Origin of the sequence: Ruminococcus sp. RTP21359st1_H3_RTP21359_211015 (assembly GCF_040909065.1) — a bacterium.
In the GTDB taxonomy this organism is placed as follows: Bacteria; Bacillota; Clostridia; order Oscillospirales; family Ruminococcaceae; genus Hominimerdicola; species Hominimerdicola aceti.
This window is the reverse complement of the sequence record NZ_JBDGDD010000033.1, coordinates 1-26,378: the sequence shown is the minus strand read 5'-3', so window position 1 is coordinate 26,378 and position 26,378 is coordinate 1. Positions and strand designations below refer to the sequence as shown.

Sequence of the window (26,378 nt, the reverse complement as noted above, 5' to 3'; positions counted from 1 at the left end):
GGTATCAAGCTCTCCGTCATCGCTCACAACGTTAGCCTCTATACCTCTGAGGACGGTTATCCCGTTTATCTTTCTCGGCAGTATGCCAAGATTGACAAAATGCCAGATATGTGGCGAGTCAGGCATTTTCATGGCATGGTCTGTCATCGCTATGCCTTTCATTCCGTATTTTTCAGCCCACTGGCAGTTCTCTGTTATGGTGGAGTAAGCATGAGTTGAAGCTATAGTGTGCGTGTGCATATCTCCCTGTAAGTGCATTATGATCTATCTCCTATTTAAAAAAGTATATGCGTGTTTTTAGAAATTATCCCAGTTCTTGACCTTGTCTTTCTTGTCCATTTGCAGACCAAGATTCTGCAAAAGTTCAGCGGCAGCGTTATAACCCATTTTCTTCTGACGGTTGTTCATAGCCGCAACTTCAAGGATAACAGCAAGGTTTCTGCCCGGCTTTATAGGAATGGTAAGGCTCGGTATCTTGATTCCGAGAATAGTTGTATACTCATTGTCTACGCCCATTCTGTCGTATATCTTCGTGCTGTCCCAAGGCTCAAGCTCTACGATAAGGTCTATCTTCTCGCTTACCTTTACAGCACCCATACCGAACAAACGTCTTGTGTTGATGATGCCTATACCTCTCAGTTCGAGGAAGTGACGGATATTATCAGGTGAAGAGCCGACAAGCGTTCTGTTTGATGTCTTTCTTATCTCAACGGCATCGTCAGCCACAAGTCTGTGACCTCTCTTTACAAGCTCGATAGCGGTCTCGCTCTTACCAACGCCGCTCTCGCCCACGATAAGGATACCCTCGCCGTATACTTCGATAAGAACGCCGTGGCGTGTTATTCTCGGAGCAAGCTCAACGTTCAGGTAGCCGATAAGTGCGGCGATAAAAGCTGTTGTGCTGTCCTGCGTTCTTGCGATAGGCACGCCGTATTTCTTGGCTATTTCTACCATTTCAGGGTAAAGTTCATGACCTCTTGCCACGATAAAAAGCGGTATCTTAGTGGCGAAAAGTGCGTCTATCCTCTCATATCTTGTTTTCTCATCAAGTGAGGCAAGATAGGCAAACTCCATGTTTCCGCATATCTGAACACGCTCTGCGTTGAAATACTCATAAAATCCCATGAGCTGAAGTCCAGGTCTGTTGCAGTCGTTCTCGGTGACAACAAGGCTGCTGATGTTCTCAGGAGCGTAGATTATCTCCATATTGAGCTGTTTGATTATCTCCTCGACAGTAACGCTGAATATCTCTGCCATTGAATATCATTCCTTTCCAGTCAAATTTTATATTCTAAGTAAACCTTTGTTATACATCTCCTGTGCGGCAAGCATAACGCCTGCTTTGCCTGTTGGGTATGTGATACCGCCCTGAAGCCATGCGGCAAACGGCGGTCTTATAGGAGCGTCTGCTGAAAGCTCTATGGACGCACCCATTGTGAATGCTCCTGCCGCCATTATAACCTTGCTGTCATAACCCGGCATATCCCATGCCTCAGGGGTAACATAGCTGTCAACCGGCGAGCCTTTCTGTATTCCCTGACAGAAAGCCACGAGGTTCTCCTCGTTTTCAAGAAGAATAGATGCAATTATATCCGTTCTTGTTTCTCCGCTCTCAGGAAGGGTCTTGTAGCCAAGTTTTTCAAAGAAACGGCAGGCGAAAACGGAAGTTTTCAGTGCAGAAGCAACCACCTGCGGTGCTAAGAAAAAGCCAAGGAGCATTTCTCTGTTCTGGTTAAGCGAACAACCAACTTCCTTGCCCATGCCAACGCAGGTGAGCCTGTCGGCACACTTTTCCACAAGGTCTGCTCTGCCGCAGATATATCCGCCAGTAGAAGCAATTCCACCGCCCGGATTTTTGATGAGCGAGCCTATTATGATATCTGCGCCAACGCTCAGTGGCTCTTTTCTTTCAACAAACTCACCGTAACAGTTATCCACCATGACGATTATATCAGGATTAGCTTTCTTTGCTGTTTCTGCTATCTTTCCGATTATCTCCACTGTCAGTGACGGTCTGAGAGAATAGCCTCTTGAACGCTGGATATAGGCTATCTTTGCACCAACGGCTTTCTTTGCTATCTCATCATAGTCAGGATACATCTCGTCAACAAGGTCTACCTGCTCATACTTTACACCGAAATCAATAAGTGAGCCGTTGCCCTTTTCACCTCTGATACCGATTATCTCCTCAAGGGTATCATATGGCTTTCCAGTGCAGGCAAGCATCGTGTCTCCGCTTCTAAGCACGCCGAAAAGCGCTGTTGACAGTGCATGAGTGCCGTTCACAAAAGTGTGTCTTACCAAAGCGTCTTCACCGCCAAGTGCCTGAGCGAACACCTTGTCTATAGTATCTCTGCCCATGTCGCCGTATCCGTAACCTGTTGTGCCTTTAAGACAGCCCTCGCTTACACGATTGTCGATAAAAGCTTTCAGCACTTTCTGTCCGTTATACTCGGCATTGCTGTCTATTTTTTCAAACATCTCCCTGCACTCATTCTCTGCCTCGGAGGCAAGAGCCAAAAGCTTTGGGTCTATATCAAATATACATTCATTCATTTTCAATTCTCTCCAATACAAGATCTATTCCGCAGGCTTTAAAGCCTATCTCCTCATAATAGCTCACTCTATGGGGTCTTGCAAACAATCTCACCTGAAAACCGTCCTGCGTGAGCTTTTCACCTATCCAATACAAAAGCTGTCTTGCATGGAATTTTCCACGCTCCTCAGGTATCGTTCCAACGTGTCCCACAAGTGCTACTCCATCTATGATATACTGTATAGTGGCAGTGGTGTAATCACCCAGCAGGAACGACTGTGAAAGTCCTCTTCTTACTCTGTGGGAAGTATCCGTAAGCCACAGCTCATAGGAATTTCTTATTGCAGGAAAGCATGGTGCAAGTATCCTGAAAACATCATCGAGTTTTGGAAGCTCATTCACGTCAAGGGGCGGAATATCGTTTTTCGCAACAAAGCTGAACTCCGTCCTTTTGTCGCCCTTATACTCTGCCTTAGTGAGTTCTGCAAGCTTATCTGAATACTCCGCCTCGAACTCCACTGCGGCAGGCTTATTCATAAGGATAAACCCTGCAAGCTCGCCCAATACCTTATCGTCAAATCTCTTATCCTTGAAAGTCGATATCATCATAGAGGCGTTGAATACTGATATGATACCAAGCTTTTCTCCGCTTTCCTCAACGGCATAGAAATGCAGAAAATCATACCCTGTGCCGTATGCCGCAAAGTGCGACTTTATACGCCTTGTATAATTGTTAGGTTTAAGACCGCTCAGCAGTTCTGAGCTGATCTCTTTGGTTTCATAGATCATTTGTTATAAGTCCTATCCAAGATCAATTTTGTAAGAACATAAGCGTTCTCAAAGTCCGCCTTATTTATCACGCAGCTTGGAGAATGAAGATATCTGCAAGGGAGCGACACTGCGGCTGTCTTTACACCACCACGGGAAACGTGTATCGCACCTGCGTCATTTCCTCCTGCCACCATTGTTTTGGTCTGGCACGGTATGCCGTTCTCCTCTGCCGCAGAAAATGCAAGCTCAAAAAGCTCACGGTCATACATTGTGTGTCTGTCCATATATGAAACAACAGGACCTTTTCCAAGCTCACAAACCCTTTTCTCTCCAGAAGCCGATGGAATATCCGCCGCAGTTGTGGATTCAAGAACCACTGCATAATCAGGCGCAACAGTAAACGCCGCACAGGTCGAGCCACGCAGACCTATCTCTTCCTGCACCACGAAGGTGAAATATGTGTCATACTCCACGCCCTCTTCTATCATTCTGAGCATTATTGCACAGCCTGCTCTGTCGTCTATAGCCTTGCACTTCACGAAGCCCTCGCCGAACTCTACAAAATCGGAAACAAATCTCACGCTGTCCCCAAGGCGCACAAGCTTTAAGGCTTCCTCACGGCTGTCAACACCTATATCTATGGTAAGCTTATCAAAAGGCACAGACTTTTTTCTCTCCTCAGCTGTGAGATTATGGATAGCCTTTCCCCCCACAACGCCTGTGACATTGTTCCTGCCGATTTTGACACGTCTGCCGAAAACAACTCTTGGGTCAACACCGCCGACTGATGACACTTTCAGCGTGCCGTCAGAATTCACATAGGTGACTATCATGCCAACCTCGTCCATATGAGCAGACACCATTATCTTGTTTTTAGGCGTCTTTTTGCCCTTACAGAAAGCTATGACATTGCCAAGGTTATCCACCCTTATTTCAGCTTTATCGCCTATTTTATCTATTATATATTCTCTTACCGCTCCCTCGTCGCCTGAAATGCCGTCAAGGAGGCAGAGGTCTTTCAGTTTATCCAACATAAATATCTACACTCTTTTCAGATATTCTGCAATAAGCAGAGCCGTATTATCAATATCATTTATATCAACTATCTCAACAGGCGTGTGCATATGCTTTTCTGGAATGGATATGGTAACGGCTTTTGTTCCACTTCCGCTCACGCCGATAGCGTCAGCGTTCGTACCTGTTTTTCCGCTCATGACTTCAAGCTGATATGGTATGCCCTTTTCTTCTGCAAGGCTAATAAAGCCATCTGACATCTCTCGTGAAAGGGACGGAGCAATGCCTATCATCGCTCCCTTGCCCATTATGCCGCACTCATCCTCGCTCTCATAATGAGTCTTTGCAAATGAAACGTCAACCACCACTGCATAGTCTGCATTGATATCAAAGGCGGCTGTTTTTGCACCACGTTCGCCAACTTCTTCCTGAGTTGAAAAGCACACTGCGATATTATAAGCTGTCTGCTGACCATTGAGAAGCTCCAAAGTCTTTAGGATAGCCGTACAGCCTGACCTGTCGTCAATTGCTTTAGATGTCACACGGCTTCCTGCGAGCCTTTCGGCTTTGTTTTCTATAAGCACTCTGTCACCAAGGGAAACATACTTTGCTGCTTTTTCACGGCTCGTGAAACCTATATCTATGAAAACGCTGTCAAGGTCAGGTGCGACAGAGCTGTCTTTTTCAAGGTGAGGCGGAGTTGAAGTCACGATGCCCGTGAGCTTTTCTTTGCCGTAAACTGTCACCTGCTGAGCCAAAAGAAGCCTTGTATCAAGGCCGCCGCAGCCTGATATTTTCAAAAAGCCGTCCTCTGTGATGTATGTGACTATCATGCCTATCTCGTCTATATGGGCGTCAAGAAGCATAACAGGCTTGCCGTCCTCCCAGCTTCCAACCTTGCAGATAACACTGCCAAGAGCGTTATCCAAGGTGACTTCGCCATACTTTTCAAGGAGCTTTGCCGCTGTTTTTGCCGCTGAGTCTTCCGCTCCCGATACACCTGCCGCAGAGCAAAGCTGTGACAGTATCTCAAATGTATCCATAATACATATCCCTGCTTTTTATAAAATTAGAGTTCGTTCACAAGTCGCTTGAAATGTCTGCCTCTTGCCTCAAAGTTAGGATAGAGGTCAAAGCTTGCGCAGGCTGGTGAAAGTGTGACAACATCGCCCTTTTCAGCCATTTTTTGAGCAGTAAGAACAGCTTCTTCAAGTGTCTTTACTCTCACTATTTTCAGACCGCTTTCAGGATAGAGTGGGCTTTCTGTAACAGCCTTTTCTATCTTGTCTGCTGTCGCGCCAAGAAGAATGAGTATTTTTACATTCTTGTTCACAGGCTCGGCAAGAGGCTCGAAAGGTATCTTCTTGTCATAGCCGCCTGCGATAACAATAAGCTTCTGATTAAATGAATTAAGTCCTGCGATAACTCTTGTAGGGCTTGTTGCGATAGAATCGTTATACCACTTAACACCGTCTATCTCTCTTACAAATTCAATTCTATGCTCAACGCCACCGAAGTTCTTTGCTACCTGAACTATGCTCTGGATAGATACCTCGCCCCATACTGCGGCGATAGCTGTGAGATAGTTCGCAACGTTGTGGATACCAGGTATCCTTATATCGTCCTTGTGCACTATCTCTGTAGTTCTGCCCTTTTCCGTGTAGCAAAGCATACCGTCGTCATTAAGATATGTGCCTGTCTGAACAGGGTGCTTTAGAGAGAATGTGACAAGCTTTCCTCTTACGAGGTCTGCAAGCTTTATAGTTTCCTCGTTATCTTCGTTGAGTACAGTTCTTGAATAGCCGTTCTGATGAGCGATAAGGTTAGCCTTTGCACCGATATACTCCTCCATTGTTCCGTGAACGTTCAGATGGTTTGGAGTGATGTTTGTGATAGCGGCAACGTTTGGCGACTGTCTCATCGAGATAAGCTGGAAGCTTGAAAGCTCAACTACTGCAACGTCGCTGTCTGACATTGTTTCAACTATAGGCAGAAGAGCCTTGCCGATATTTCCGCCGATATGGACACGCTTGCCCTCGGCTTTGAGCATTTCGCTGATAAGGGTAGTTGTGGTGGTCTTTCCGTCTGAACCTGTTACGCCGTATATCTTGCATGGGCAGAGGTCAAAGAAAGTTTCCATTTCTGATGTAATGGCAACGCCTGCTTTTCTTGCCTTTGTGATAGTTTCATCATTATAGTACATACCCGGTGTTCTGAAAACTATATCGCAGTTAAAGATGATATCAAGATAATGCTCGCCCAATGAGAACTCACAGCCCTTTGCGGAAAGCTCCTCATAGATAAGCTCATTAAATTCGTCCTCTGTCTTTTTGTCGCAGACAACGCATCTTATGCCCTTTGAGAGAAAAAGCTTTATAAGCTCAAGGTGACTTACGCCCGTGCCTATGAACGCTACTCTCTTATCCTTTATTTCCATGAAATATCTTTGTGCTTTTGTCATATCATTAACTCCTTCAATAATTCTGTCAGTCGTGTGCAATATACTGCACACATACCTATTCTATTTTATTATATATCATTTTATCCAAAAACGCAAGGACTTTTTTATATATGCAAAAAAAGTTTACCTGTCGTGCGGTTAGCAAACGTTTACTTGATTTTTGTGTCTAAATGTGCCGCAGTAACAGTGTGTTTTTTGTGAAAAGTGAGAAAAATTTATTATTTGCGAAAAAACTATTGTAAAATCGGGATTTATAAAGTATAATATATGTATATTGGTATGTTTCGTACTGACCTGAGGTCAGACAACAATTAGTATTGGAGGATATGATAATAATGGGTAATGCTGACAATGTATTGTTCGACAATGACTCAAGAGTTGCACCGCTTGGTCTTATTGCTATGGCAGGCGCTTCCGAGCTTGGCAAGAAGGTAGATGGTTATCTTACAAAATGGGCTAATGAAAACGAATTTGTTAAGGATACTTTCCTTGTTGAGGCTGTTTGTCCTAGATTTTCTTCCGGTGACGGCAAGGGCCTTATCAAGTCATCTATCAGAGGCGACGATCTTTTCATTCTCTGCGACGTAGGAAACTATAGCTGCACATACAACTATTTCGGCAGGGAAAACTGTATGTCGCCTGACGATCATTATCAGGATCTTAAAAGAATAATCCAGGCTGCAGGCGGTAAAGCTCACAGAATAAACATCATCATGCCTTCCCTTTACGGTGGCAGACAGCACAGAAGAAACTACAGAGAGTCACTTGACTGTGCAGTTGCTCTTCAGGAGCTTCAGTCTATGGGCGTTTCAAATATCCTTACTTTTGACGCTCACGACCCAAGAGTACAGAATGCTGTTCCTCTTATGGGTCTTGACAACATAATCCCTTCCTATCAGGTTCTCAAGGCAATGTTTAAAAACCTTTCAGATTTCAGACCTGACAAGGATCACTTCATGATAATCTCCCCTGACGAGGGCGCTATCAACAGAAATATGTACTACGCTTCTGTTCTGGGCGTAAACCTCGGTATGTTCTACAAGAGAAGAGATTACTCAACTATCATCGACGGAAGAAATCCTATCGTTGCTCACGAATACATGGGTAATGACGTTGCCGGCAAGGACGTTTTCATTGCTGACGACATCATCTCATCAGGCGAGTCTATGCTGGATATCGCTGTAGAGCTTAAAAAGCGCAAGGCTAACAAGATCTACTGCTATGCTACTTATCCTATTTTCACAAACGGTCTTGAGTCATTCAACAAGGCTTATGCTGACGGCATAATCGACGGTGTATTCGGTACAAACCTCACATACAGAACACCTGAGCTGCTTTCAAGCCCATGGTTCTATGAGGTAGACTGTTCTAAGTACATTGCTTACTTCATTGCATCACTCAATCATGACAAGTCAATTTCACAGGTCATCGACCCACACACAAAGATCGATGCTCTGCTGAAGAAATACGGCATAAAGTAAATTCAATACACAACGATAAAGTTCGGGGCGGACGGCTGTCCCGAACTTTTTTTATATGAGGAGAAGATAAAATGATATTTGCAGGGATAGTTGCAGGGGGCTGTGGCTCTAGGGTAAAGAGTGCGGTTATACCAAAGCAGTTTATAGAGATAGGCGGAGTGCCTGTTATCGTTAGAACAGTGAGAGCGTTTCTTGCAGTGGAGGAAATAGATATGGTTTATGTGGGCATAAAACCTGACTGGCACAAATACACTGACGAGCTTTTTGAACGCTTCGGGATAGACAAAGAGCGTATAAGAGTCATAGACGGCGGAGCTGACAGAAACGGCACTGTAATGAACATAGCCGAGGCAATAGTCGCTGAACATGGTGAGAATGAGGGGGACATAATACTCACCCATGACGCTGTAAGACCGTTCGTGACAGAGAAAATAATAAAGGACAATATCGAGGCGATGAGGGAACATTCCGCCTGCGGAACTTATATGCCTGCGGCTGATACCATAATAAGATCTGACGGCGAAAAGATCAGAGAAACGCTTAACAGAAGCGAGCTTTATCAGGCGCAAACTCCGCAAACTTTCAGACTTGGGGATCTGAGGAGGAATTATTATTCGCTTAGCGAGGAGCAAAATAAAAAGCTGACGGATACTTGTTCTGTGTTTACAGCTTGCAATGAGGATATATACCTTGTCGTCGGGGACGCATTGAATTTCAAGATAACCACAGATAGCGATCTAAGAATGGCAAATGCACTTGCAGAGTTAAATGAGAAATGAGAAATAAATCAAGGCGGTGTCGGAGAACGATCTCTGCACCGCTTTTTTCTATACCCTACCATGCTTTGTTCGGTTTTGAGCATAAATAAGATCACGCCCAAAACGAATATTCTCACAAAGCTTGTCAATAATAACAAACGAAAAGTTTCGCAAAGCTTATCTGTTGTTCAAAAAGTCAATAGCCATGCCTGCAGGCAGTACACCTTTTGTGCATACCTATAAAATATATTAGATATGACTAACTAAGATTGACATACGGCTTCACGCATGGTAAAATAAATGTGGTTAGGAACTACTAACCTCGTGAGAATAGATCATGCAGACTTCTCTATGATGACAAGAGCGAAATGTCATCAGCCCGAATGGTGGTGCGTTCGGGTAGTCTGCATAATATTAAAAAGGAGCTTATATTATGAACTATCTTGAGATCGTAAAAGTAATCGGACGTGAAATTCTGGATTCCAGAGGAAACCCAACTGTTGAAGCTGAGGTATATCTCGCAGACGGAACAGTGGGCAGAGGCACTGCACCAAGCGGTGCGTCAACTGGCGAGTTTGAGGCCCTTGAGCTTCGTGACGGCGATAAGGGCAGATATGGCGGAAAGGGCGTAACAAAGGCAGTTGAGAACATCAACACTGCTATCAATGACGCAGTCTGCGGACTTGACGCTTCTGACATCTATGCCGTTGATAAGGCTATTATAAAGGCTGACGGCACTAAGGATAAGTCAAAGCTTGGTGCTAACGCTATCTTAGCTGTTTCTATCGCTGCCGCAAGAGCTGCGTCTATCTCTCTTGATATCCCTCTCTACAGATTTGTCGGCGGCATTTCAGGAAACAGACTTCCTGTTCCTATGATGAACATTCTTAACGGTGGCGCCCATGCCGCAAACACTGTTGACGTTCAGGAATTTATGATCATGCCTGTTGGCGCTCCAAGCTTTAAGGAAGCTCTCCGCTGGTGTGCTGAGGTTTTCCACGCTCTTGCTGCCCTGCTTAAATCAAAGGGACTTGCTACTTCTGTAGGCGACGAGGGTGGCTTCGCTCCTGACCTTGCAAGCGACGAGGAAGCTATCCAGTATATACTCGAAGCTGTGAAGAACGCAGGTTATGAGCCGGGTAAAGACTTCATGATAGCAATGGACGCTGCTTCAAGCGAGTGGAAAGGCTCAAAGAAGGGCGAGTACGTTCTTCCAAAGGCTGGCACAAAGTTCACTTCTGCTGAGCTTATCGAACACTGGAAGAAACTCGTTGAAAAGTACCCTATCATCTCTATCGAGGACGCTCTCGACGAAGAGGACTGGGAGGGCTGGCAGCTTCTCACTAAGGAGCTTGGCGGCAAGGTGCAGCTCGTTGGCGACGATCTGTTCGTAACAAATACAGAAAGACTTGCAAAGGGCATCAGCCTTGGCTGCGGCAACTCTATCCTTATCAAGCTCAATCAGATAGGCTCAGTTTCCGAAACACTTGAGGCTATCAAAATGGCTCATAAGGCAGGCTACACTGCGATTTCTTCACACCGTTCAGGTGAAACAGCAGACACGACTATCGCTGACCTTGCAGTTGCTCTCAACACTTGCCAGATAAAGACAGGCGCACCAAGCAGAAGTGAGCGTGTCGCAAAATACAATCAGCTTCTCAGAATTGAGGAAGAACTTGGCGAAAGCGCTGTTTATCCACAAATGGGCGCATTTAACGTAACCAGATAGTTTTTTGTCATATATGGATCAAGCTAAAAGCTTGAAAAAAAGCAGTCCACAGGGGCTGCTTTTTTTGTTGTATAATGCAGCGTAGGGGCAATCTGAGGTCGCCCGCTTATCATCATCTGTAAGTAGCATCAGACATAAAAAAATCACGCCCTAACAAAGTAAGGCGTGATCTTGACTAAGGATATCTCCCTAGTGGTGAGCTATCGGGGATTCGAACCCCGGACCCTTTGATTAAAAGTCAAATGCTCTGCCAACTGAGCTAATAACTCATATCGTCCTGCAACGACTTAATTATTATACCAATTTTCCACCCATTTGTCAAGGGGTTTTCGAGAATTTTTTCACTTTTTCCAAACTGCACATATTTATTCCCCATTTGGCATACTTTTATGCGTTTTCTAACAAAAAAACGCCCCTGAAAATCAAGGGCGTTTTATCTGCAAAACTTTAAGATTAGTTTATCTTGTTGCCGCAGTTAGGGCAGAACTGATTTCCAGCCGGAACTTTACCTCCGCAAGTAGGGCAGAACTTTTCACCCTGTGGTGCGGCCTGAGCCTGTGGCTGTGCATATGTCTGCTGTGGAGCGTTCTGCTGTGGAACAGAACCTGCATACTTCTTGAAAAGTGCATAGATGCCGCAGATAACAAGAAGAACAAATGCTATCCAGAACAGTACATACATGAATGTGTAGAAACCGCCATACAGCTTGCTCATACCTGAAAGATAGCTTCCTGCTGCATATGTAACTGCAAGACCCAGAACAACACCTGCACCAGTAGTTACCGGCTTGAGGTACTTGTCAGCAATTTTGAAAAAATCGTTCATTAGAGAATGCCTCCTAATTTAATAATATATATTTATTATACAATCGTTATGTCATAAAGTCAATAGATTCGAGTAAAATTTTTCACTTATTTACGTTTCTATTTGTTTGCTGTAATGACAGAAATAAGCATAAAATCGCTATTTTCTTTACCCTCTGTGTCAATAACTATCTCAACAGTGTGTTCTCCCTTTGCTCCGCTGTATATCTCCTCAAGACAGCAAAGGTCTCCCCAATCCTCGTCAAAGTTTGCGTCAAGAAGAACTTTGTTTTGCCTGTCACCGTCTATGACAGCATATGCAACAGGTGCAGGCTTGTTGATAGTCTTTCTGTATTGCAGCATTATAATACTTCCACTAACGTTGAATTTAATACAACTTCCCTGCTTGTGAGCTATCCAACCACCCTTGAATGGATCGCTCCACTGCTCTGCCGCATGAGTATCAGGCTCAAAGCCCTCCATAACGGGCGAACAGCTATAGTTCTGAAAACGCTGTGCGTCCTCATATCTGCTTGCTGTAAATGGCTCAGGAAGTGAAGGCTTCTTCTCTGCGCCGAGCTTCTTATAGTATGAATATTCTGTATCAAGCAGATTGCAGATAAGATCAGCTATCATCTTGTGACCTAGGTCTGTAGGGTGGAGCATATCCGCTGTGTAGTCTGCAAGGCAAACGTTTCCAAGCTGTATCTCAGGGAAAATGTAGTTTCTTACACTGACGATAGGCAGGTCATAGTGCAGACCGATAGCGTTATGTATACCCTGTGCATTTGTGCCTGTATCGTAAAAAAGATTGTTTATAAGCACAACTGCCTTGACGCTCTCAGCTTTCAGCAGACGTCTTACAAGGCTCTCGTATGTTTCCATAAATAGGGGCGAACTGCTGTCGTTTACCGAAAACTCAACGAAAACAAGGTCTGGCTGTTTGTCAAGGACGTGTTCCTGCACTCTTGCCACCCCAAACTGCGAGGTAGTTGCACCAATACCAGCATTGAAGTAGCTTATCTTAGCGTCAGGAAAATTCGTCTGCCACCATTTTGCACTGCGGTCAACATATCTTAACTCAGTTTTCGTAGCATTACAGCCCATTGTTATCGAGCCACCCAAATAAACAATGTTAAGCTTTTTTTCATTCTCTATCTTTTTGAATACCTGTGGAAGATAACCCATACTGCCGATATTCATGATAGATACGTTTTTGTCCGTCATATCCATTTCTCCTTTTATTTCTATAATGGTCTATTATAGTATTATAGCATTTTTTAAAACAAAAGTAAATCATAACGGGCAAAAATATTTTGCTTTAAGCTACAAAAAGCGGTAATGTTTTTTGTTAAAATCGTGCAATGTAGATGTTGACGAAAAGTAATGATATGTTGTATAATAAAGAATAAATATAAAATATGAAGAAAGAAGTGTTCATAATGCACGATTTTAAGGCACTCTGCCGTCAGGCACACACATTAGTAATATTCAAAAGCTTACATGAAGTTCCTGTCTTTGAAAAGCTACTTGATACACTTGCTGTATGCGAATCTGACAGCGACATGGCTATAGAAAAATACTCAGATTTTGTGGCTGAGCTTTTTGCATATTCGGATAATCTTACAGAATATATGCTCAAACTGGTTCTTGAAAATGAAAACCTTTTTATGCTTAAAAAGGGAGAAGGCAAGGAGACAGGTGCGCTTTTGGAGGAATGTCTTGCAAACGAGCTTGCCGTTATTGAGGAGCTTTCACAGATACCAAGTGACGAGATAATCTCAAAGATAGACTATGACGGCTTTCTGCCGAGATATGCTACACAAAAACTTGACTTCTCGCAGATATATGCCGACCGTATACACGCTATTGGGCAGTACGGATATGGCATTTACTCACAGTATCATGTATTTGTCATAAAAGACGGCAAGATAGTTCCGGTAGAATATCCTGATGACATAAAGCTTTCCGACCTGCACAATTATGAACGTGAGCGTCAGGAGGTCATCAACAACACTCTTGCGCTTTTGAAAGGCAAGCCTGCCAACAACGTTCTGCTTTATGGTGACTGCGGTACAGGCAAGTCCTCAACTGTCAAGGCCATAGCAAACGAATATGCCTGCAAGGGTCTCAGACTTATCGAGCTTAAAAAGAAGCAGCTCCATGAGATACCAGCCATTGTAGAAACGGTAAGCAAAAATCCATTGAAGTTCATTATCTTCATAGACGACCTTTCATTCACAGAGGACGATGATGATTTTGCGGCACTGAAAGCTATCCTCGAAGGAAGCGTTTCATCAACTGCGGACAATCTCTGCATTTATGCTACCTCAAACAGAAGACATCTTGTACACGAGACGTTCTCCTCACGAGAGGGTGACGAGATACACTTCAAGGACACTATGCAGGAGCTTCTTTCACTGTCAGACCGTTTTGGACTTACTGTCACATATCAGAAGCCTGACAAGAAGATTTACCTTGATGTAGTTGAGAAACTTGCAAAGCAATACGAGCTTAAAACTCCTATTGATGAGGTGCTTCAAAAGGCTGAGGCTTATGCGCTTTCGAGAGCAGGACGTTCACCGAGAGTTGCAAAGCAGTTCGTGGAATACATGAAGGGCATGGAAGACTAATAAATATATTCTGACGATATTCAGGAGGAATTATCATGACAAAGCAACCAAAGTGGCTTGACAATGCAGTTTTCTACGAGATCTATCCGCAATCGTTCAATGACACAAACTCAGACGGCATCGGTGATATCAAGGGTATTACAGAAAAGCTTGACTATATCTGCGAGCTGGGGTGTAACGCTATTTGGATAAACCCATGCTTCAAATCACCTTTTGGCGATGCTGGCTATGACGTTGAGGACTATTACACTGTCGCTCCACGTTATGGCACTAACGAGGACTTGGTTGAGCTTTTTGATGAAGCCCACAAGCGTGATATGCACGTTCTCCTTGACCTTGTACCTGGTCATACTGCCGTTACTCACAAGTGGTTTAAGGAATCAATGAAAGCCGAGAGGAACGAGTTCACAGACCGCTATGTGTGGACAGACAGCATATGGGTAGAGCCTGACGGCATGGCTAGTATCCGTGGTATCTCCGACAGGGACGGCTCATGTGCCGTGAATTTCTTCTCACATCAGCCTGCACTTAACTACGGCTATTATAAGCCTGATCCTGATAAAAAGTGGCAGCAGTCTATGAATGACGAGGGTCCGAGAGCCACACTTGAGGCTCTCAAGGATATAATGCGTTTTTGGCTCAGTGCCGGTGCGGACGGATTCAGAGTGGATATGGCAGGCTCTCTTGTAAAGAATGACGAGAACGGCAAAGGCACTATCGCACTTTGGCAAAACGTAAGAGAATTTCTCGATAAGGAGTTCCCATATGCCGCTATGGTATCAGAGTGGGGAGAACCTGACAAGTCAATAATTGGTGGCTTCCATATGGACTTTCTGTTGCACTTTGGTCCGTCACATTATAATGACCTTTTCCGCTGTGAAGAGCCTTATTTCTCAAAGCGTGGCAAGGGTTCGGCTAAAGAATTTGTTGAAGCATACAAAACCAATTATGCCAAGACAGACGGCAAGGGTCTTATCTGTATCCCGTCAGGCAACCACGATATGGACAGACTTGCAAGAACCCTTGATACAGACGAAATGCGTGTTGCATTTGCTTTCCTGCTCACAATGCCGGGCGCACCATTTATCTACTATGGTGACGAAATAGGCATGAGATATGTGGAGAATCTGACATCAGTTGAGGGCGGCTATGGCAGAACTGGCTCACGTTCGCCTATGCAGTGGAACAAGGGGCTTAATGCTGGCTTCTCATCAGCTAAGGCTGAAATGCTCTATGTACCGCTGGACAGCAGTAAGGACAGACCTGACGCTGAAAGCCAATCCAAGGACAGCACCTCGCTTAGAAGCGAAGTCAAAGGGCTTATAAGCTTCAGGCAGAAAAATCCTGCACTGCAAAGCAGGGGCGAGATAGAGTTTTTGTCAAGCGGATATCCTCTGGTATACAGACGTAAGGGCGAGGGACAGAGCATACTGGCAGTCATAAATCCAAAGGACGAAACGACAGAGATCAAAAACGTCAATGGCAAGATAATTTATACAGTAGGTCATGGCGCAAGCCTTGAAAACGGAAAGCTCATTATTAAAGGCTCGGCCGCTGTATTTGTTGAAGAATAAAATAACATAAAAGAGGTCAGGGACACATTTCACATTCCTTGACCTCTTTTGTTATGCCGTCTAAAGTTTATCCGCCGTTGTCAGAGCATACTCCGAAACTCCGTTGGAGTTTTTCCAAAGTGCATTTTAAACCGCTTCATAAAACCATATTCATTAGTATAACCGCACCTCTCAGCCACTTCCCTTACGCTGAGATTTGTCGTTGCAAGAAGCTGACTGGCTCTTTCCATTCGTGCGCTTATAACGTCTGTCATGACGCTCACTCCAAACATTTTCTTATACATATGCTGAAAACTTGACCTGCTTATACCCATATCCCATGCCATGCTGCCTACGTCTGCAATGTCCTCAGGCATTGCATATATGTATGCTCTGAGCTGCATAAAGCGGCTGTTCCTGTCAGTAATAATACAGGACTTCTTGTCTGTACACTTTAGCTGTCTTGCAAGCTTTAACAAAAAGATCTCCATATAGCACCGTGTTACTTCCTCATGCCCCTCTTTCATGAGCTGATACTCATATGCTACCGAGCGTATTATCTGACTAAGCTCATCGATATTTCCAAGGTATACCAGTGCATCTTTAGGAACATCAAGACTTTCAAATTTTTCCTTATCGCCCTGCTCATAATTGAAATACAGCCAATCATCGGTATAAAACTCTTCTGCGGCATGGTATTTCACAGGGGTATCCGGTGAAAGAAGGATAAAAGAATTTTTCTCTGCCCTATGCTCGATACCGTTTATAACGAACACCGATGGTTCTTTTATGAGCAATATAAGGGGACAGCCCACCCCGTGAGGGCAATCCATAATAAAATCTTTTCTATGGCGATAATTATAGCCGACCGAACCCACAAGCATTCTGATTCCTCCCTGCTTTTATCAACTTTATTTTACCACACCGCTACATTCTTGTCAACGAAAAAAGAGCAGACGCTTTGTTCTGCTCTTCTTTCACATAATTCTATAATAGTATTACAATTATCCCCAATAGGTTCTCCAAACATTGAAATAACCCCAAGGAATTTTAAATGAGTAGGCTATCTTACTGCTGTTTGTCTTGTAGCTTCTGTTGCACCAGAAGTAAACATTATAGTCATTAGCAATACCGTTAAGGTGAGTTTTGCCATATACTGCGCCAAAAACAGCCTGCTTTACTCTTCTGGAAACGTTTGAATAATTTGCTCCGTCCCTTGAAAGCTGTGCAGATGACATAAATCCACCGCTCCTATAAATAATATCCTGAACATTGTTATATCTTGCATAGTAGGATCTCCACATTGCATTCTTTGTGTACTTTGCGGCAACATACTGGTTTGCAACACAATCTGCAACATAAACGATAGGCTTATCCCACTCTGAACCTGACATCTTGCCGACCTCATGATAAACTATACGGCACATTGCTTCCCAGCCTGCCTTGTTGAAGTCCATTCTTGCTGTCTTTATTGTCTGTGTCTTTGAGTAAGCAGAAGCGGCAGAGCCATTTACAGCCTTAACTCTGAACTGATATGAAGTCGTTCTCTGAAGACCTGTAACAGTGCAGTTCGTGTTCTTGACTGTCTTGTATTTCTTCCAACTCTTATATTTGCCACCCTTGATGTATAGCTCATATTTTGAAGCACCTTTTACCTTGCTCCAATGCACCTTGATAGTGTTTGTCTGCTTGTTATACGGATGAGTGAACTCACTTCCATAGTTAATCTGAGCTGTCATCTTAGGAGTCGAAAGCTTTGCCGCAGCAGCATCGGCACTAAATCCCTCTGTCATTACCAAAAATGTCATAAGTGCTGCAATAAACATCACTATAACTTTCAGTGACTTATTCTTTGTTGAAATAAAACTTGCTGAATGATCCATTAATAATACGGCTTTACAACGCATACACGCTGCATTGCCAATTCACACCCTTTCTTTTAATTAGCGGCGGTCATGTCTGTGCCGCTATTTAATTTTATTACGGTCGATTAAAATTATGTATCAATCTGTAACGATAACGGTTAAGAAAGTTACAAACTGATTACAAATTACTACACTATTGTAACACGCGCAATTACATTTGTCAAGCTTTTTTATAGTTTTTTTGATTTTTGTTTATAATTTGAAGCAAAGAATATAAAAATTGTACTAATATTTCAGCACATTGAATATTAATTTACTGTATCAGCAAGAGTTCACGCACAATTATCACAAATAAAATATGTGCAGAATATGAACAAAATCAATGGATCAACCACAGAGATCCTGCTGTTTAAAAAAAATCTGTGGGGAAAGAGGCAAAATAATGAAAAAATATTTACCTGAGGGCAAGATCTTCAATAGCCCTGAAAACCGATATTATCTTCAAAGCGAACGAACAATGGCTGAGGCAATGGCTCAGGGGTTGATACTGGAGGGTCATGCTGTGCTTTGTGACAGCGAACACAACATAATAGTAGAGCTTCCCTTTGGCAAAGGAATAATCCCAAGATCAGAGGGCGCAATCGGAATACAAGAAGGCAAAACAAAAGACATAGCATTACTTTCTAGGGTAAACAAAACGGTATGTTTCAAGGTGACAGATATTGTTCACGAAAAGGGCGAGGTCATATGCAGGTTGTCAAGGCGTCTTGCACAAGAAGAGTGCATTGAACGATATATAAGTACACTCACATCAGGGGATGTTATACCGGCAAAGGTAACACACCTTGAGCCTTTCGGGTGCTTTGTTGACATAGGCTGTGGTCTTCCATCACTTATACCAATAGACGCCATATCCGTCTCACGCATCACCCACCCCAACGACAGATTTTTCAACGGTCAGGACATATATGCTGTGGTAAAAAGCTGTGACGAGGACAGGATATGCCTTTCTCACAAGGAACTTTTAGGCACATGGGAAGAAAATGCAGCATTGTTCTCCACAGGAGAAACTGTAGGCGGGATAGTACGTTCCATTGAACCATACGGTATTTTTATAGAGCTTGCTCCGAACCTTGCAGGACTTGCTGAACCAAGAGAAAATGTGCGTGTGGGGCAGGCAGCAAGTGTTTACATAAAAGCTCTTATCCCCGAAAAAATGAAAGTCAAGCTCATTATCGTAGACGTATTTGAAAACAGCGTTTTTCCCTCAAAGATAAACTATTTCATCACCAGCGGCAGGCTCACAAAATGGGTCTATTCCACTAATGAATGTTACAAAAATATATGCTCTGAATTCGTGTGATAAACGTACATATATTTGTTCTTGTAATTTATTTGTACTATAATTTGTACTTGTTTTCACAGCAAAACAAGAGATAAAAAAAGGCATTGGCTTCCAATTGAAGCCAGTGCCTTTTGACTTGTTAGAATCATTAAGAGGATATCACCATAGTTCATTTGGGCATTTAAGTCCCCATTCTTTCCTAAGCTTTGTCATTTCGTTTGCGATAACGCCACAGTCGATAACAGCCCAGTTCAGTTCTCCCTTTTCCATGTGTTAAGCTCCTCTCAGAACGTCTAAAATACCTTATAACCTTCTTTGATATCTCCAGAGCGATAAGCGTCCAACAGGTCACGGAGATCGTTTATCTGCAAAAGCAGTTCCCTTCCCTTGTCGGTATCTGAAATGTTTGCCCGACGGTCAAGTCTTTCCACCATATGTATCTCAGGAGTATGCTCACTCTCTCCTGCAATAAACGGCTTATGCTCCGCAAGATTAAGGCTGTGGGAATCATAAATAAGAGTGTAGCCTGCAATACCGGTGGCTTTTTGATAAGCCTTTGAGATACCGCCGTCAATAACGAACAGCCTGCCGTCTGCCTTGACAGGGCTTTCGCCATTTTTTATCTTCACAGGTACATGACCATTTATGATATGACCACGCTGTGGGTCAAGCCCAAACATTTCAAGTATCTTTCCGCATATCTCAGGTTTCTCTGAAAAGTGATAATAGGCATTATAATTTTCCTTGTGAAGCTTTTTATCTTCAAGGAAATATCGCTCAAAAAACGCCATTTTGTCCTTGCCGTAAAGGGGCGAACGTGCACCGCTCCACAGATACCACAAATGGTCTGCGCAGTTGCTTTTCTCCTCACAAGGCTGTAAGAAATACGCCTTGTTGGCTATTTCGTCAAGCTTATCTAGCATTGCCTTACCCGAATACTGCTCTCCTGCTATACTTAAGCTCAGAAGCTTTCCATTTTCATCAAGAGGTATACAGCCGTGGAAAAGCAAATTGCCGTTTATGGTCTTATACATTGAGCCTTTTGAATATAAAAAACGCATATGTGTGTTGAGCCTGTCGCTGTGCATAAACGAGTTTGCAAGAATCGTCATAAGCTCATTTTCGCCTTCGGTAAGCGCAAGAGGATCGGCAGGGTCAACTGTAGGAAAATTGCCGTCAAGAAGCTTATGAATTTGCCCGTCTATTGTTATAGTGCCGTTTGCGAAGTCCACCATGCTGAAAAGGTCACGGTGAGATAGTTTCCATTCAGGGTGCCGCCTGATAAGCTGTCCCTCTAACTTTAGCTGTATAACTGTGATAGCCTTGTGCATTTTTGCCACAAGCTTTGCATCAACAGGGTCATAGATATTATCATCAAGTGTCTGCGGCATGAAAATTGCGCACTCATCGTTTTTATATGTTTCTCCTGCAAAGACCGCCAGCGCACGAAGATTTAATCCATAGCCGTCCTTGAGAACGTCAAAGTTATTGTATCGCATGGAGATACGGATAACATTTGCAATAAGAGCGAGATTACCTGAAGCCGCACCCATCCACGAAATGTCATGATTGCCCCACTGTATATCGACATCGTGCATTTTCATAAGCTCGTCCATAATAATATCTGCTCTTGGACCACGGTCATATATATCTCCGATAATATGCAGCTTGTCGATAGCTAGAGATTGTATAAGCTCACAAAGGGACTTTATAAAGCGGTCTGCGATTCCAGTGTCAAGAATTGTGGTGATTATCTCATCATAGTAATATTCCTTTACCACATCATCAGTGACATTAAGCAGCTCGTCAAGTATATAGACCATATCCTTTGGTATGCTCTTTCGCACTCTCGAACGAGTATACTTTGCCGACACCGCCTCGCAAACAAGTATCAGACGATAGATAGTAAGTCTGCGCCACTCGTCTGAAAGCCCGTTTTTATCCCGCAAACGCTTTAGCTGCTTGTCGGGATAATAGATAAGATAGGCAAGGGCTTCACGCTCTGCCGAGGAAACTGCTTTTCCTAAGGTCAGGTCTATCTTGTTTTTTATCATGCCCGATGCGCTTTTTAGCATATGCAAAAAGGCTTCATACTCCCCGTGGATATCGCTGAAAAAGTATTCTGTACCCTTTGGCATACTGCGTATTGCAGATAGATTTACTATCTCGCTGGCGGCACTGTCTATAGTAGGAAATTTTTGTGCAAGAAGTAAAAGATATTTTTTGTCCATATGTATTTCTCTCTTTTGGATTTTTTACAACGTCATATTGCTCAGAAAGACCGCAGTTTACGCTACGGTCTTGTCTGAATTTTTTGGGAGATATAAGGAATTATTCGCCGAAACCGTCCTCAAACATTTTAACGAACTCGTCAAGCACAGCCTGCTCGTTTTCGCCTGTTACGATTATCTCTACCTCAGTGTCCTTCTTGATACCTGCTGCCATTATCTGCATAACAGCCTTAGCCTTGATGTCCTTGCCGTTTGCTTTCATCATGATCTCGCACTCAGGATGCTCCTTAGCAGCCTTTGCAACGATACCTGCCGGACGCATATGAAGTCCCTCTGCATTTACTACTTTTACGACCTTTGATACCATAATAGATCTCTCCTTTTCTGAAACTTAATTTATTTATGATTGTTAACATTATTATATTATATTTTCTTATATTTGCAAAGATTATTCTGTAACTTTCCTAAGGAAACCTGCAGGCAATGCGCCAAGAAAGCCTGATGGAACATTTCCGCCAGAAGCAGCAAAAGTTGCACCTGAAACTGCCATTGCTCCGCGTCCCTATATTTTTTCAGAGCGTTTCAAGAAGCTCTGCGATCTTTTCTTTTTGAGCAAGCCCGTCAGAAAAAGCAGTCGCACCGCCAGCGGCTGTACCAAGTTTAAGAGCATATTCATAATCGCCCTGCAATATACCAGCGGTAAAGCCTGCCACCATTGAATCGCCTGCACCAACGGAATTTTTCACCTTACCATTACATACTCCACAGCGATGTATTTCACCGTTTTCGTCAATAAGCATTGCGCCGTCCCCTGCCATTGAGATAAGCACGTTCACAGCACCCATTTCTTTAAGCTTACGTGCGTATTTTTCTATCTCCTCATCATTAGTGAGTGTCACTCCGAACATCTCTCCAAGCTCGTGGTTGTTAGGCTTGATAAGGAAAGGTTTATATTTAAGCACATTGAGAAGCAGGTCTTTTGTTGCGTCCACTACTGTTCTGATATTCTTGTGCGCGAGCCTTTCCAGTATCTTCTCATAAATATCTGAAGGCAGTGAGGCAGGTATGCTTCCTGCAAGGATAAGCGTATCTCCGTCCTGAAGCTTATCAAGCTTTGCAAAAAGCTTATTCACAGCCTCGTCATCTATATCAGGGCCCTGACCATTCAGCTCTGTTTCCTCAGCAGATTTTATTTTCACATTTATACGGGAATTACCGTTTTTGAGATGAACAAAATCTGTATCAATTCCCATTTCCGCTAGTCCGTTTTCGATAGTCTCACCTGTGAAGCCTGCAGTGAAGCCAAGTGCCTTTGACTGAATGTCCAGCTCTCTAAGAACTATAGACACATTTATACCCTTGCCACCGAAATACATCTCTTCCCTATCTGAGCGGTTGGTAGACCCAAGCTTCATTTCCCCGGTATGGACAACATAGTCGATAGCAGGATTGAATGTTACAGTATATACCATTTTACATTACCTCCTTGATATTTGCTTTTGTAAGATATTTTTTGTCTTGAAGCTTGTCGGTGATTATCTTCACACGTCCAAGCTGAGCGAAAGTGACCGCAGATATCTGATCGAATTTAGAGTGATCTGCAAGAATATAAACAGTCTGACTGTTTAACACCACGGTAGACTTCACTCTTGCCTCGTTTCTGTCCGGTGTTGTTATACCACCTGACAACGAAATTCCGTTTGCTCCAAGAAAGCTTTTGGTGAAATTGTAGCTTTGCAGACTGCTGACACATTCAGCACCAACGATAGCCTCCGTTGTGAGCTTTATCTCCCCTGCCGGCATATAGACCTTAAAGCCACGCTGAGCAAGCTTTTTGGCATGAACGAAAGCGTTAGTCACAAAGGTAATTTTCTTATCTGGCAGAAAGTCTATCATATAGCCTGTAGTCGTTCCGGCGTCGATAAAAATGAAATCGCCGTCATCCACAAGAGAGGCTGAAAACCTCGCAATTGCAAGCTTTTCATCGGTAAAAAGCTTTGACTTTGACTCAACGTCCTGTTCCTCCGGATTGAAAGAATGTTCCTCGGCAGATATAGCACCACCATGAACTTTTTTCAAAAGACCCCTTTCATCAAGCACCGTCAAGTCACGGCGTATCGTTGATTCAGAAGCTTTTAAAAGCTCGCACAACTCCAGAAGCTTCACACTTTTATTCTGCTTGACTCTCTCTAATATAATAGAGTACCTTTCCTCTGTAAGCATTTTATCACCTTTTCAAATTTCAATAATGTTTTTGACGTCAATTAAACGATATTGATTGTTTCTGATATTAAAGTAACATATCGTACAGCAAAAGTCAAGCAATTCCGCTCAAAATCATTCACGCAGCATTATTTTGGGCAGTTTTTTAAATTATGAATAAGATGTTTGTGCATTTTAACAGCATTCAATCAAAAGCAGTCAGATAACATCATTTTCGCTTTTGTGACGTTATATTTTTTGCAATTATTATTTGGATATCCATATTACTTTGTTCCTTGCAAGATATTTTGCAAAATGAAATAAAAAAAGCAGTGCTGAGATTTTTCTCAAGCACTGCTTTGCTTTTTTGATTTTCTTATTTTACTGTCTGGCTTACGCACTCAAGCCCTGACAAGGCTTTGCTCGGTGATCGTCACTTACCTTCTGCTAATTTATCGTCGTCGCTTCTTAAAATACAGAGTGCGATAACAAGACCTGTCAAAGCAACAAACACCGCTTTAGTTTCAAGCAATTCCGTGACAAATGCACCCACTGCCGCTCCACCTATAAAGCAAAGGATTATACCATAATACTGCATTGCATTACTAAGCTTTTGCTTATCCTTAGTTTTCAAATACTGAAACAGATTATCCGTACCGCTTCTAAGATTGCCAGTACACATCGTGGTAGCGAAAGGCTTTCCGTCCATTTTCCTAAAACCCTCGACCTGCATTGCACAGGTAAAAGAAACTAGGATATTCGCCAATGTGTTAAGCGTACCAGCAGGGATAAATCCCACAATAGTAAGCACCACAAGCTCCACGCCGATTATGATCCTATGCCAATGTATCCTCGGGTGTTCATTGAATTTCAGCTTCACAGCTTCCACTATCAGCACGCCAAGCATAAAGGACAGTATAGGCATGAGATAAAGAAAGACCTTCAGCCAGCTTCCCTCTTTGATATTGATAGCCAACAACACCATGTTACCTGTCTGCGCATTTGCAAAAACGTGGTCACGACTGATGTAGGTATAAGCGTCAAGATAGCCACCCACCATTGCGAGCATTACTCCAACACCGTAAAACTCAGCTATATGTCTGCCGTTCTTCATTGTGCAGTCCCCAGTGGCTCAAGTTCGTTAAGATCATATGGCGTTTTCTGATAAATGCAGTAGTTGAGCCAGTTTGAATAAAGCAGATTAGCCGAACAGCTCCAATTGAAAATAGGCTTGTTTTCTGGATCATCGTCAGGAAAATAGCTATATGGTATCTGTATAGGCAACCCCTTTTCCTTATCTCTGAAATACTCTTTTGCAAGGGTCTCACGATCATATTCCCAGTGACCGAACAGAAAAAACTGTCTTTGTGTCTTATCTGAAACAAGATGCACACCCGCCTCGTTTGACACTGCCACCACTATAAGGTCGTCCACCTTTTCGATATCTTCACGACGCACCTCAGTATGGCGTGAGTGCGGACAATGGAAAACATCTCCAAAGCCTTTAAGAATAATGCTTTCGGGATAGTCGATATGGTGCTTGAAATTGCCAAACATCTTCTCTTTCAAAGGATATTTGGGAACGCCATAATGGTAATAAAGCCCAGCCTGAGCGCCCCAACATATGTGGATAGTTGAGAAAACATTGGTCTTTGACCATTCAAAAACTCTGCAAAGCTCGTCCCAGTAATCAACGTCTTCATACTCCATTTGCTCAACAGGCGCACCAGTGATGATAAGACCGTCATAACGATTATCACACACCTCGTCAAAGTTCTTGTAGAAAGCGAGCATATGCTCCAAAGAGGTATTTTTTGACATATGACTGCTCATCTGAATAAGGTCAATGTCAACATGAAGAGGTGTGTTGCTCAAAAGACGCAGAAGCTGCGTTTCTGTCGCAATTTTGTCAGGCATGAGATTGACAATAGCGATCTTCAAGGCACGAATATCCTGATGAGCGGCTCTGTCATCGGGAATAACGAATATATTCTCATTTTCCAACGTTTGGAACGCAGGAAGATCATTTGGTATTTTAATTGGCAAAGTATATCCCACCTTTTAATTATACTCTAAAAGATTATTATAACACGATCTCTGTTAAAAATCAACCAAAAGAGAGATTTATTCATATATTATTGAGAAAAAGGGAGCGACCTAAGCCGCTCCCTATGTGTATCAACAGTATATAGATCCGTACAATTATTCGTAAAGTGGATATTTCTTGCAGATAGCGTTTACCTTTTCTCTTATCTCGTCAGCCTTGTTGTCAAAGTCTGTTGCTGTGAGATACATACACTCTGCAATAACGTCCATGTCCTCCTCAACAAGTCCCCTTGTGGTAACTGCCGCTGTACCAACTCTTACACCGCTGGTTACAAATGGCTTCTCAGGGTCGTTAGGGATAGCGTTCTTGTTTACTGTGATGTATACCTCGTCAAGTTTCTTCTCAAACTCTTTGCCTGTAATGTGGAAAGGTCTGAGGTCAACAAGCATAAGATGATTGTCTGTGCCGCCTGATACGAGATTGAATCCTCTGTCAAGAAGTCCCTTTGCAAGAGCCTGTGCATTCTTTACGATCTGCTCACCGTATGCCTTGAACTCAGGCTTGAGAGCCTCGCCAAAGCAAACTGCCTTTGCAGCGATAACGTGCATAAGAGGACCGCCCTGTGTGCCTGGGAAAATAGCAGAATTTATCTTCTTAGCTATATACTCGTTATTTGTGAGTATAAGTCCTCCTCTTGGTCCTCTCAGAGTTTTATGTGTTGTTGTTGTAACAATGTCAGCATATGGTACTGGCGACTGATGGCAGCCTGCGGCAACAAGTCCTGCAATATGCGCCATATCTACCATAAGATATGCACCAACAGCCTTTGCTATCTCAGAAAGCTTCTCAAAGTCGATAGCTCTTGGATAAGCGCTTGCACCTGCAACAATAAGTCTTGGTCTGCACTTGTTAGCCTGCTTGTAAAGAGCCTCATAGTCAATATATCCCT

General features: G+C 43.3%; 24 protein-coding genes and 1 tRNA gene. 6 read left to right on the top strand and 19 right to left on the bottom strand.

What is annotated here, in order from left to right; all coding sequences use genetic code 11:
* From AB5Z01_RS11695 to murD, 7 genes are all read right to left on the bottom strand, one after another.
* Window positions 1-258: PHP domain-containing protein (locus AB5Z01_RS11695; RefSeq protein WP_368365556.1), on the bottom strand; the 258-nt coding region annotated here is incomplete at its 3' end.
* Between the two features lie 39 nt (window positions 259-297).
* Window positions 298-1,257 (bottom strand): HPr(Ser) kinase/phosphatase, encoded by a 960-nt coding sequence (gene hprK / locus AB5Z01_RS11690; protein WP_022286731.1) that lies wholly within the window; start codon window positions 1,255-1,257, stop codon window positions 298-300.
* Between the two features lie 27 nt (window positions 1,258-1,284).
* Window positions 1,285-2,556: an aminotransferase class I/II-fold pyridoxal phosphate-dependent enzyme gene (locus AB5Z01_RS11685; protein ID WP_368365555.1), complete on the bottom strand. Its 1,272-nt coding sequence runs from the start codon at window positions 2,554-2,556 to the stop codon at window positions 1,285-1,287.
* Window positions 2,549-3,325, bottom strand: coding sequence for a hypothetical protein (locus AB5Z01_RS11680; protein ID WP_368365554.1), 777 nt, complete (start codon window positions 3,323-3,325; stop codon window positions 2,549-2,551). Before AB5Z01_RS11680 ends, AB5Z01_RS11685 begins: the two co-directional genes overlap by 8 nt.
* On the bottom strand, window positions 3,322-4,341 hold the full coding sequence (locus tag AB5Z01_RS11675) for a M42 family metallopeptidase (RefSeq protein ID WP_368365553.1): 1,020 nt from the start codon (window positions 4,339-4,341) through the stop codon (window positions 3,322-3,324). The genes AB5Z01_RS11680 and AB5Z01_RS11675 overlap by 4 nt, the downstream gene beginning before the upstream one ends.
* Window positions 4,342-4,347: 6 nt before the next feature.
* Complete coding sequence (locus AB5Z01_RS11670; RefSeq protein WP_368365552.1) at window positions 4,348-5,364, bottom strand: M42 family metallopeptidase; 1,017 nt, start codon at window positions 5,362-5,364, stop codon at window positions 4,348-4,350.
* 26 nt (window positions 5,365-5,390) lie between these two features.
* Window positions 5,391-6,782 carry a UDP-N-acetylmuramoyl-L-alanine--D-glutamate ligase gene (gene murD, locus AB5Z01_RS11665; protein ID WP_287215154.1) on the bottom strand — a complete coding sequence of 464 codons (1,392 nt, stop codon included), beginning with the start codon at window positions 6,780-6,782 and terminating at the stop codon, window positions 5,391-5,393.
* Between the two features lie 335 nt (window positions 6,783-7,117).
* On the opposite strand from murD, the gene AB5Z01_RS11660 reads away from it, so the two are divergent.
* The 3 genes from AB5Z01_RS11660 to eno all read left to right on the top strand — a co-directional run bounded on the left by AB5Z01_RS11660 (window position 7,118) and on the right by eno (window position 10,750).
* Window positions 7,118-8,263, top strand: a complete 1,146-nt coding sequence (locus AB5Z01_RS11660) for a ribose-phosphate pyrophosphokinase (RefSeq protein ID WP_195220906.1) — start codon at window positions 7,118-7,120, stop codon at window positions 8,261-8,263.
* 71 nt (window positions 8,264-8,334) lie between these two features.
* On the top strand, window positions 8,335-9,042 hold the full coding sequence (locus AB5Z01_RS11655; RefSeq protein ID WP_287215152.1) for a 2-C-methyl-D-erythritol 4-phosphate cytidylyltransferase: 708 nt from the start codon (window positions 8,335-8,337) through the stop codon (window positions 9,040-9,042).
* Window positions 9,043-9,454: 412 nt separating this feature from the next.
* Window positions 9,455-10,750, top strand: a complete 1,296-nt coding sequence (gene eno / locus AB5Z01_RS11650) for a phosphopyruvate hydratase (protein WP_332009401.1) — start codon at window positions 9,455-9,457, stop codon at window positions 10,748-10,750.
* Window positions 10,751-10,943: 193 nt separating this feature from the next.
* Here the strand turns inward: eno and AB5Z01_RS11645 are convergent.
* The 3 genes from AB5Z01_RS11645 to AB5Z01_RS11635 form a co-directional block, all read right to left on the bottom strand.
* Window positions 10,944-11,019: transfer RNA gene (locus tag AB5Z01_RS11645), tRNA-Lys, on the bottom strand.
* A gap of 184 nt (window positions 11,020-11,203) precedes the next feature.
* Window positions 11,204-11,575 (bottom strand): zinc-ribbon domain-containing protein, encoded by a 372-nt coding sequence (locus AB5Z01_RS11640; protein ID WP_022286722.1) that lies wholly within the window; start codon window positions 11,573-11,575, stop codon window positions 11,204-11,206.
* A gap of 98 nt (window positions 11,576-11,673) precedes the next feature.
* A complete protein-coding gene (locus AB5Z01_RS11635; RefSeq protein ID WP_302838280.1) occupies window positions 11,674-12,780 on the bottom strand; it encodes an SGNH/GDSL hydrolase family protein in 1,107 nt (368 codons plus the stop codon).
* A gap of 215 nt (window positions 12,781-12,995) precedes the next feature.
* Here AB5Z01_RS11635 and AB5Z01_RS11630 point away from each other — a divergent pair, with 215 nt between their 5' ends.
* Together AB5Z01_RS11630 and AB5Z01_RS11625 are read left to right on the top strand one after the other, a co-directional pair.
* Window positions 12,996-14,186: an ATP-binding protein gene (locus AB5Z01_RS11630; protein ID WP_117856367.1), complete on the top strand. Its 1,191-nt coding sequence runs from the start codon at window positions 12,996-12,998 to the stop codon at window positions 14,184-14,186.
* A gap of 35 nt (window positions 14,187-14,221) precedes the next feature.
* Window positions 14,222-15,760, top strand: coding sequence for an alpha-amylase family glycosyl hydrolase (locus AB5Z01_RS11625; protein WP_368365551.1), 1,539 nt, complete (start codon window positions 14,222-14,224; stop codon window positions 15,758-15,760).
* Window positions 15,761-15,840: 80 nt separating this feature from the next.
* On the opposite strand, the gene AB5Z01_RS11620 is transcribed toward AB5Z01_RS11625, so the two are convergent.
* The gene (locus AB5Z01_RS11620) at window positions 15,841-16,623 is read right to left on the bottom strand and encodes a helix-turn-helix transcriptional regulator (protein WP_368365550.1); all 783 of its coding nucleotides are present in this window, start codon (window positions 16,621-16,623) and stop codon (window positions 15,841-15,843) included.
* Window positions 16,624-16,743: 120 nt separating this feature from the next.
* The gene (locus AB5Z01_RS11615) at window positions 16,744-17,565 is read right to left on the bottom strand and encodes a fibronectin type III domain-containing protein (protein WP_195249227.1); all 822 of its coding nucleotides are present in this window, start codon (window positions 17,563-17,565) and stop codon (window positions 16,744-16,746) included.
* A gap of 481 nt (window positions 17,566-18,046) precedes the next feature.
* Here AB5Z01_RS11615 and AB5Z01_RS11610 point away from each other — a divergent pair, with 481 nt between their 5' ends.
* Window positions 18,047-18,967 (top strand): S1 RNA-binding domain-containing protein, encoded by a 921-nt coding sequence (locus tag AB5Z01_RS11610; RefSeq protein WP_022286716.1) that lies wholly within the window; start codon window positions 18,047-18,049, stop codon window positions 18,965-18,967.
* 275 nt (window positions 18,968-19,242) lie between these two features.
* Here the strand turns inward: AB5Z01_RS11610 and AB5Z01_RS11605 are convergent, their stop codons facing one another.
* The 7 genes from AB5Z01_RS11605 to glyA form a co-directional block, all read right to left on the bottom strand.
* A complete protein-coding gene (locus AB5Z01_RS11605; RefSeq protein WP_368365549.1) occupies window positions 19,243-21,180 on the bottom strand; it encodes a fructose-1,6-bisphosphatase in 1,938 nt (645 codons plus the stop codon).
* Between the two features lie 100 nt (window positions 21,181-21,280).
* Window positions 21,281-21,547 carry an HPr family phosphocarrier protein gene (locus AB5Z01_RS11600; RefSeq protein ID WP_038671672.1) on the bottom strand — a complete coding sequence of 89 codons (267 nt, stop codon included), beginning with the start codon at window positions 21,545-21,547 and terminating at the stop codon, window positions 21,281-21,283.
* Window positions 21,548-21,752: 205 nt separating this feature from the next.
* The gene (pfkB, locus tag AB5Z01_RS11595; RefSeq protein ID WP_287214523.1) at window positions 21,753-22,652 is read right to left on the bottom strand and encodes a 1-phosphofructokinase; all 900 of its coding nucleotides are present in this window, start codon (window positions 22,650-22,652) and stop codon (window positions 21,753-21,755) included.
* A gap of 1 nt (window position 22,653) precedes the next feature.
* Window positions 22,654-23,403, bottom strand: coding sequence for a DeoR/GlpR family DNA-binding transcription regulator (locus tag AB5Z01_RS11590; protein ID WP_046439806.1), 750 nt, complete (start codon window positions 23,401-23,403; stop codon window positions 22,654-22,656).
* A gap of 412 nt (window positions 23,404-23,815) precedes the next feature.
* Window positions 23,816-24,496: a YoaK family protein gene (locus AB5Z01_RS11585; RefSeq protein ID WP_117923487.1), complete on the bottom strand. Its 681-nt coding sequence runs from the start codon at window positions 24,494-24,496 to the stop codon at window positions 23,816-23,818.
* Complete coding sequence (gene metA / locus AB5Z01_RS11580) at window positions 24,493-25,428, bottom strand: homoserine O-succinyltransferase (RefSeq protein WP_046439810.1); 936 nt, start codon at window positions 25,426-25,428, stop codon at window positions 24,493-24,495. The genes AB5Z01_RS11585 and metA overlap by 4 nt, the downstream gene beginning before the upstream one ends.
* Window positions 25,429-25,584: 156 nt before the next feature.
* A partial coding sequence (gene glyA, locus AB5Z01_RS11575; RefSeq protein ID WP_368365548.1) for a serine hydroxymethyltransferase occupies window positions 25,585-26,378 on the bottom strand: 794 nt, incomplete at its 5' end.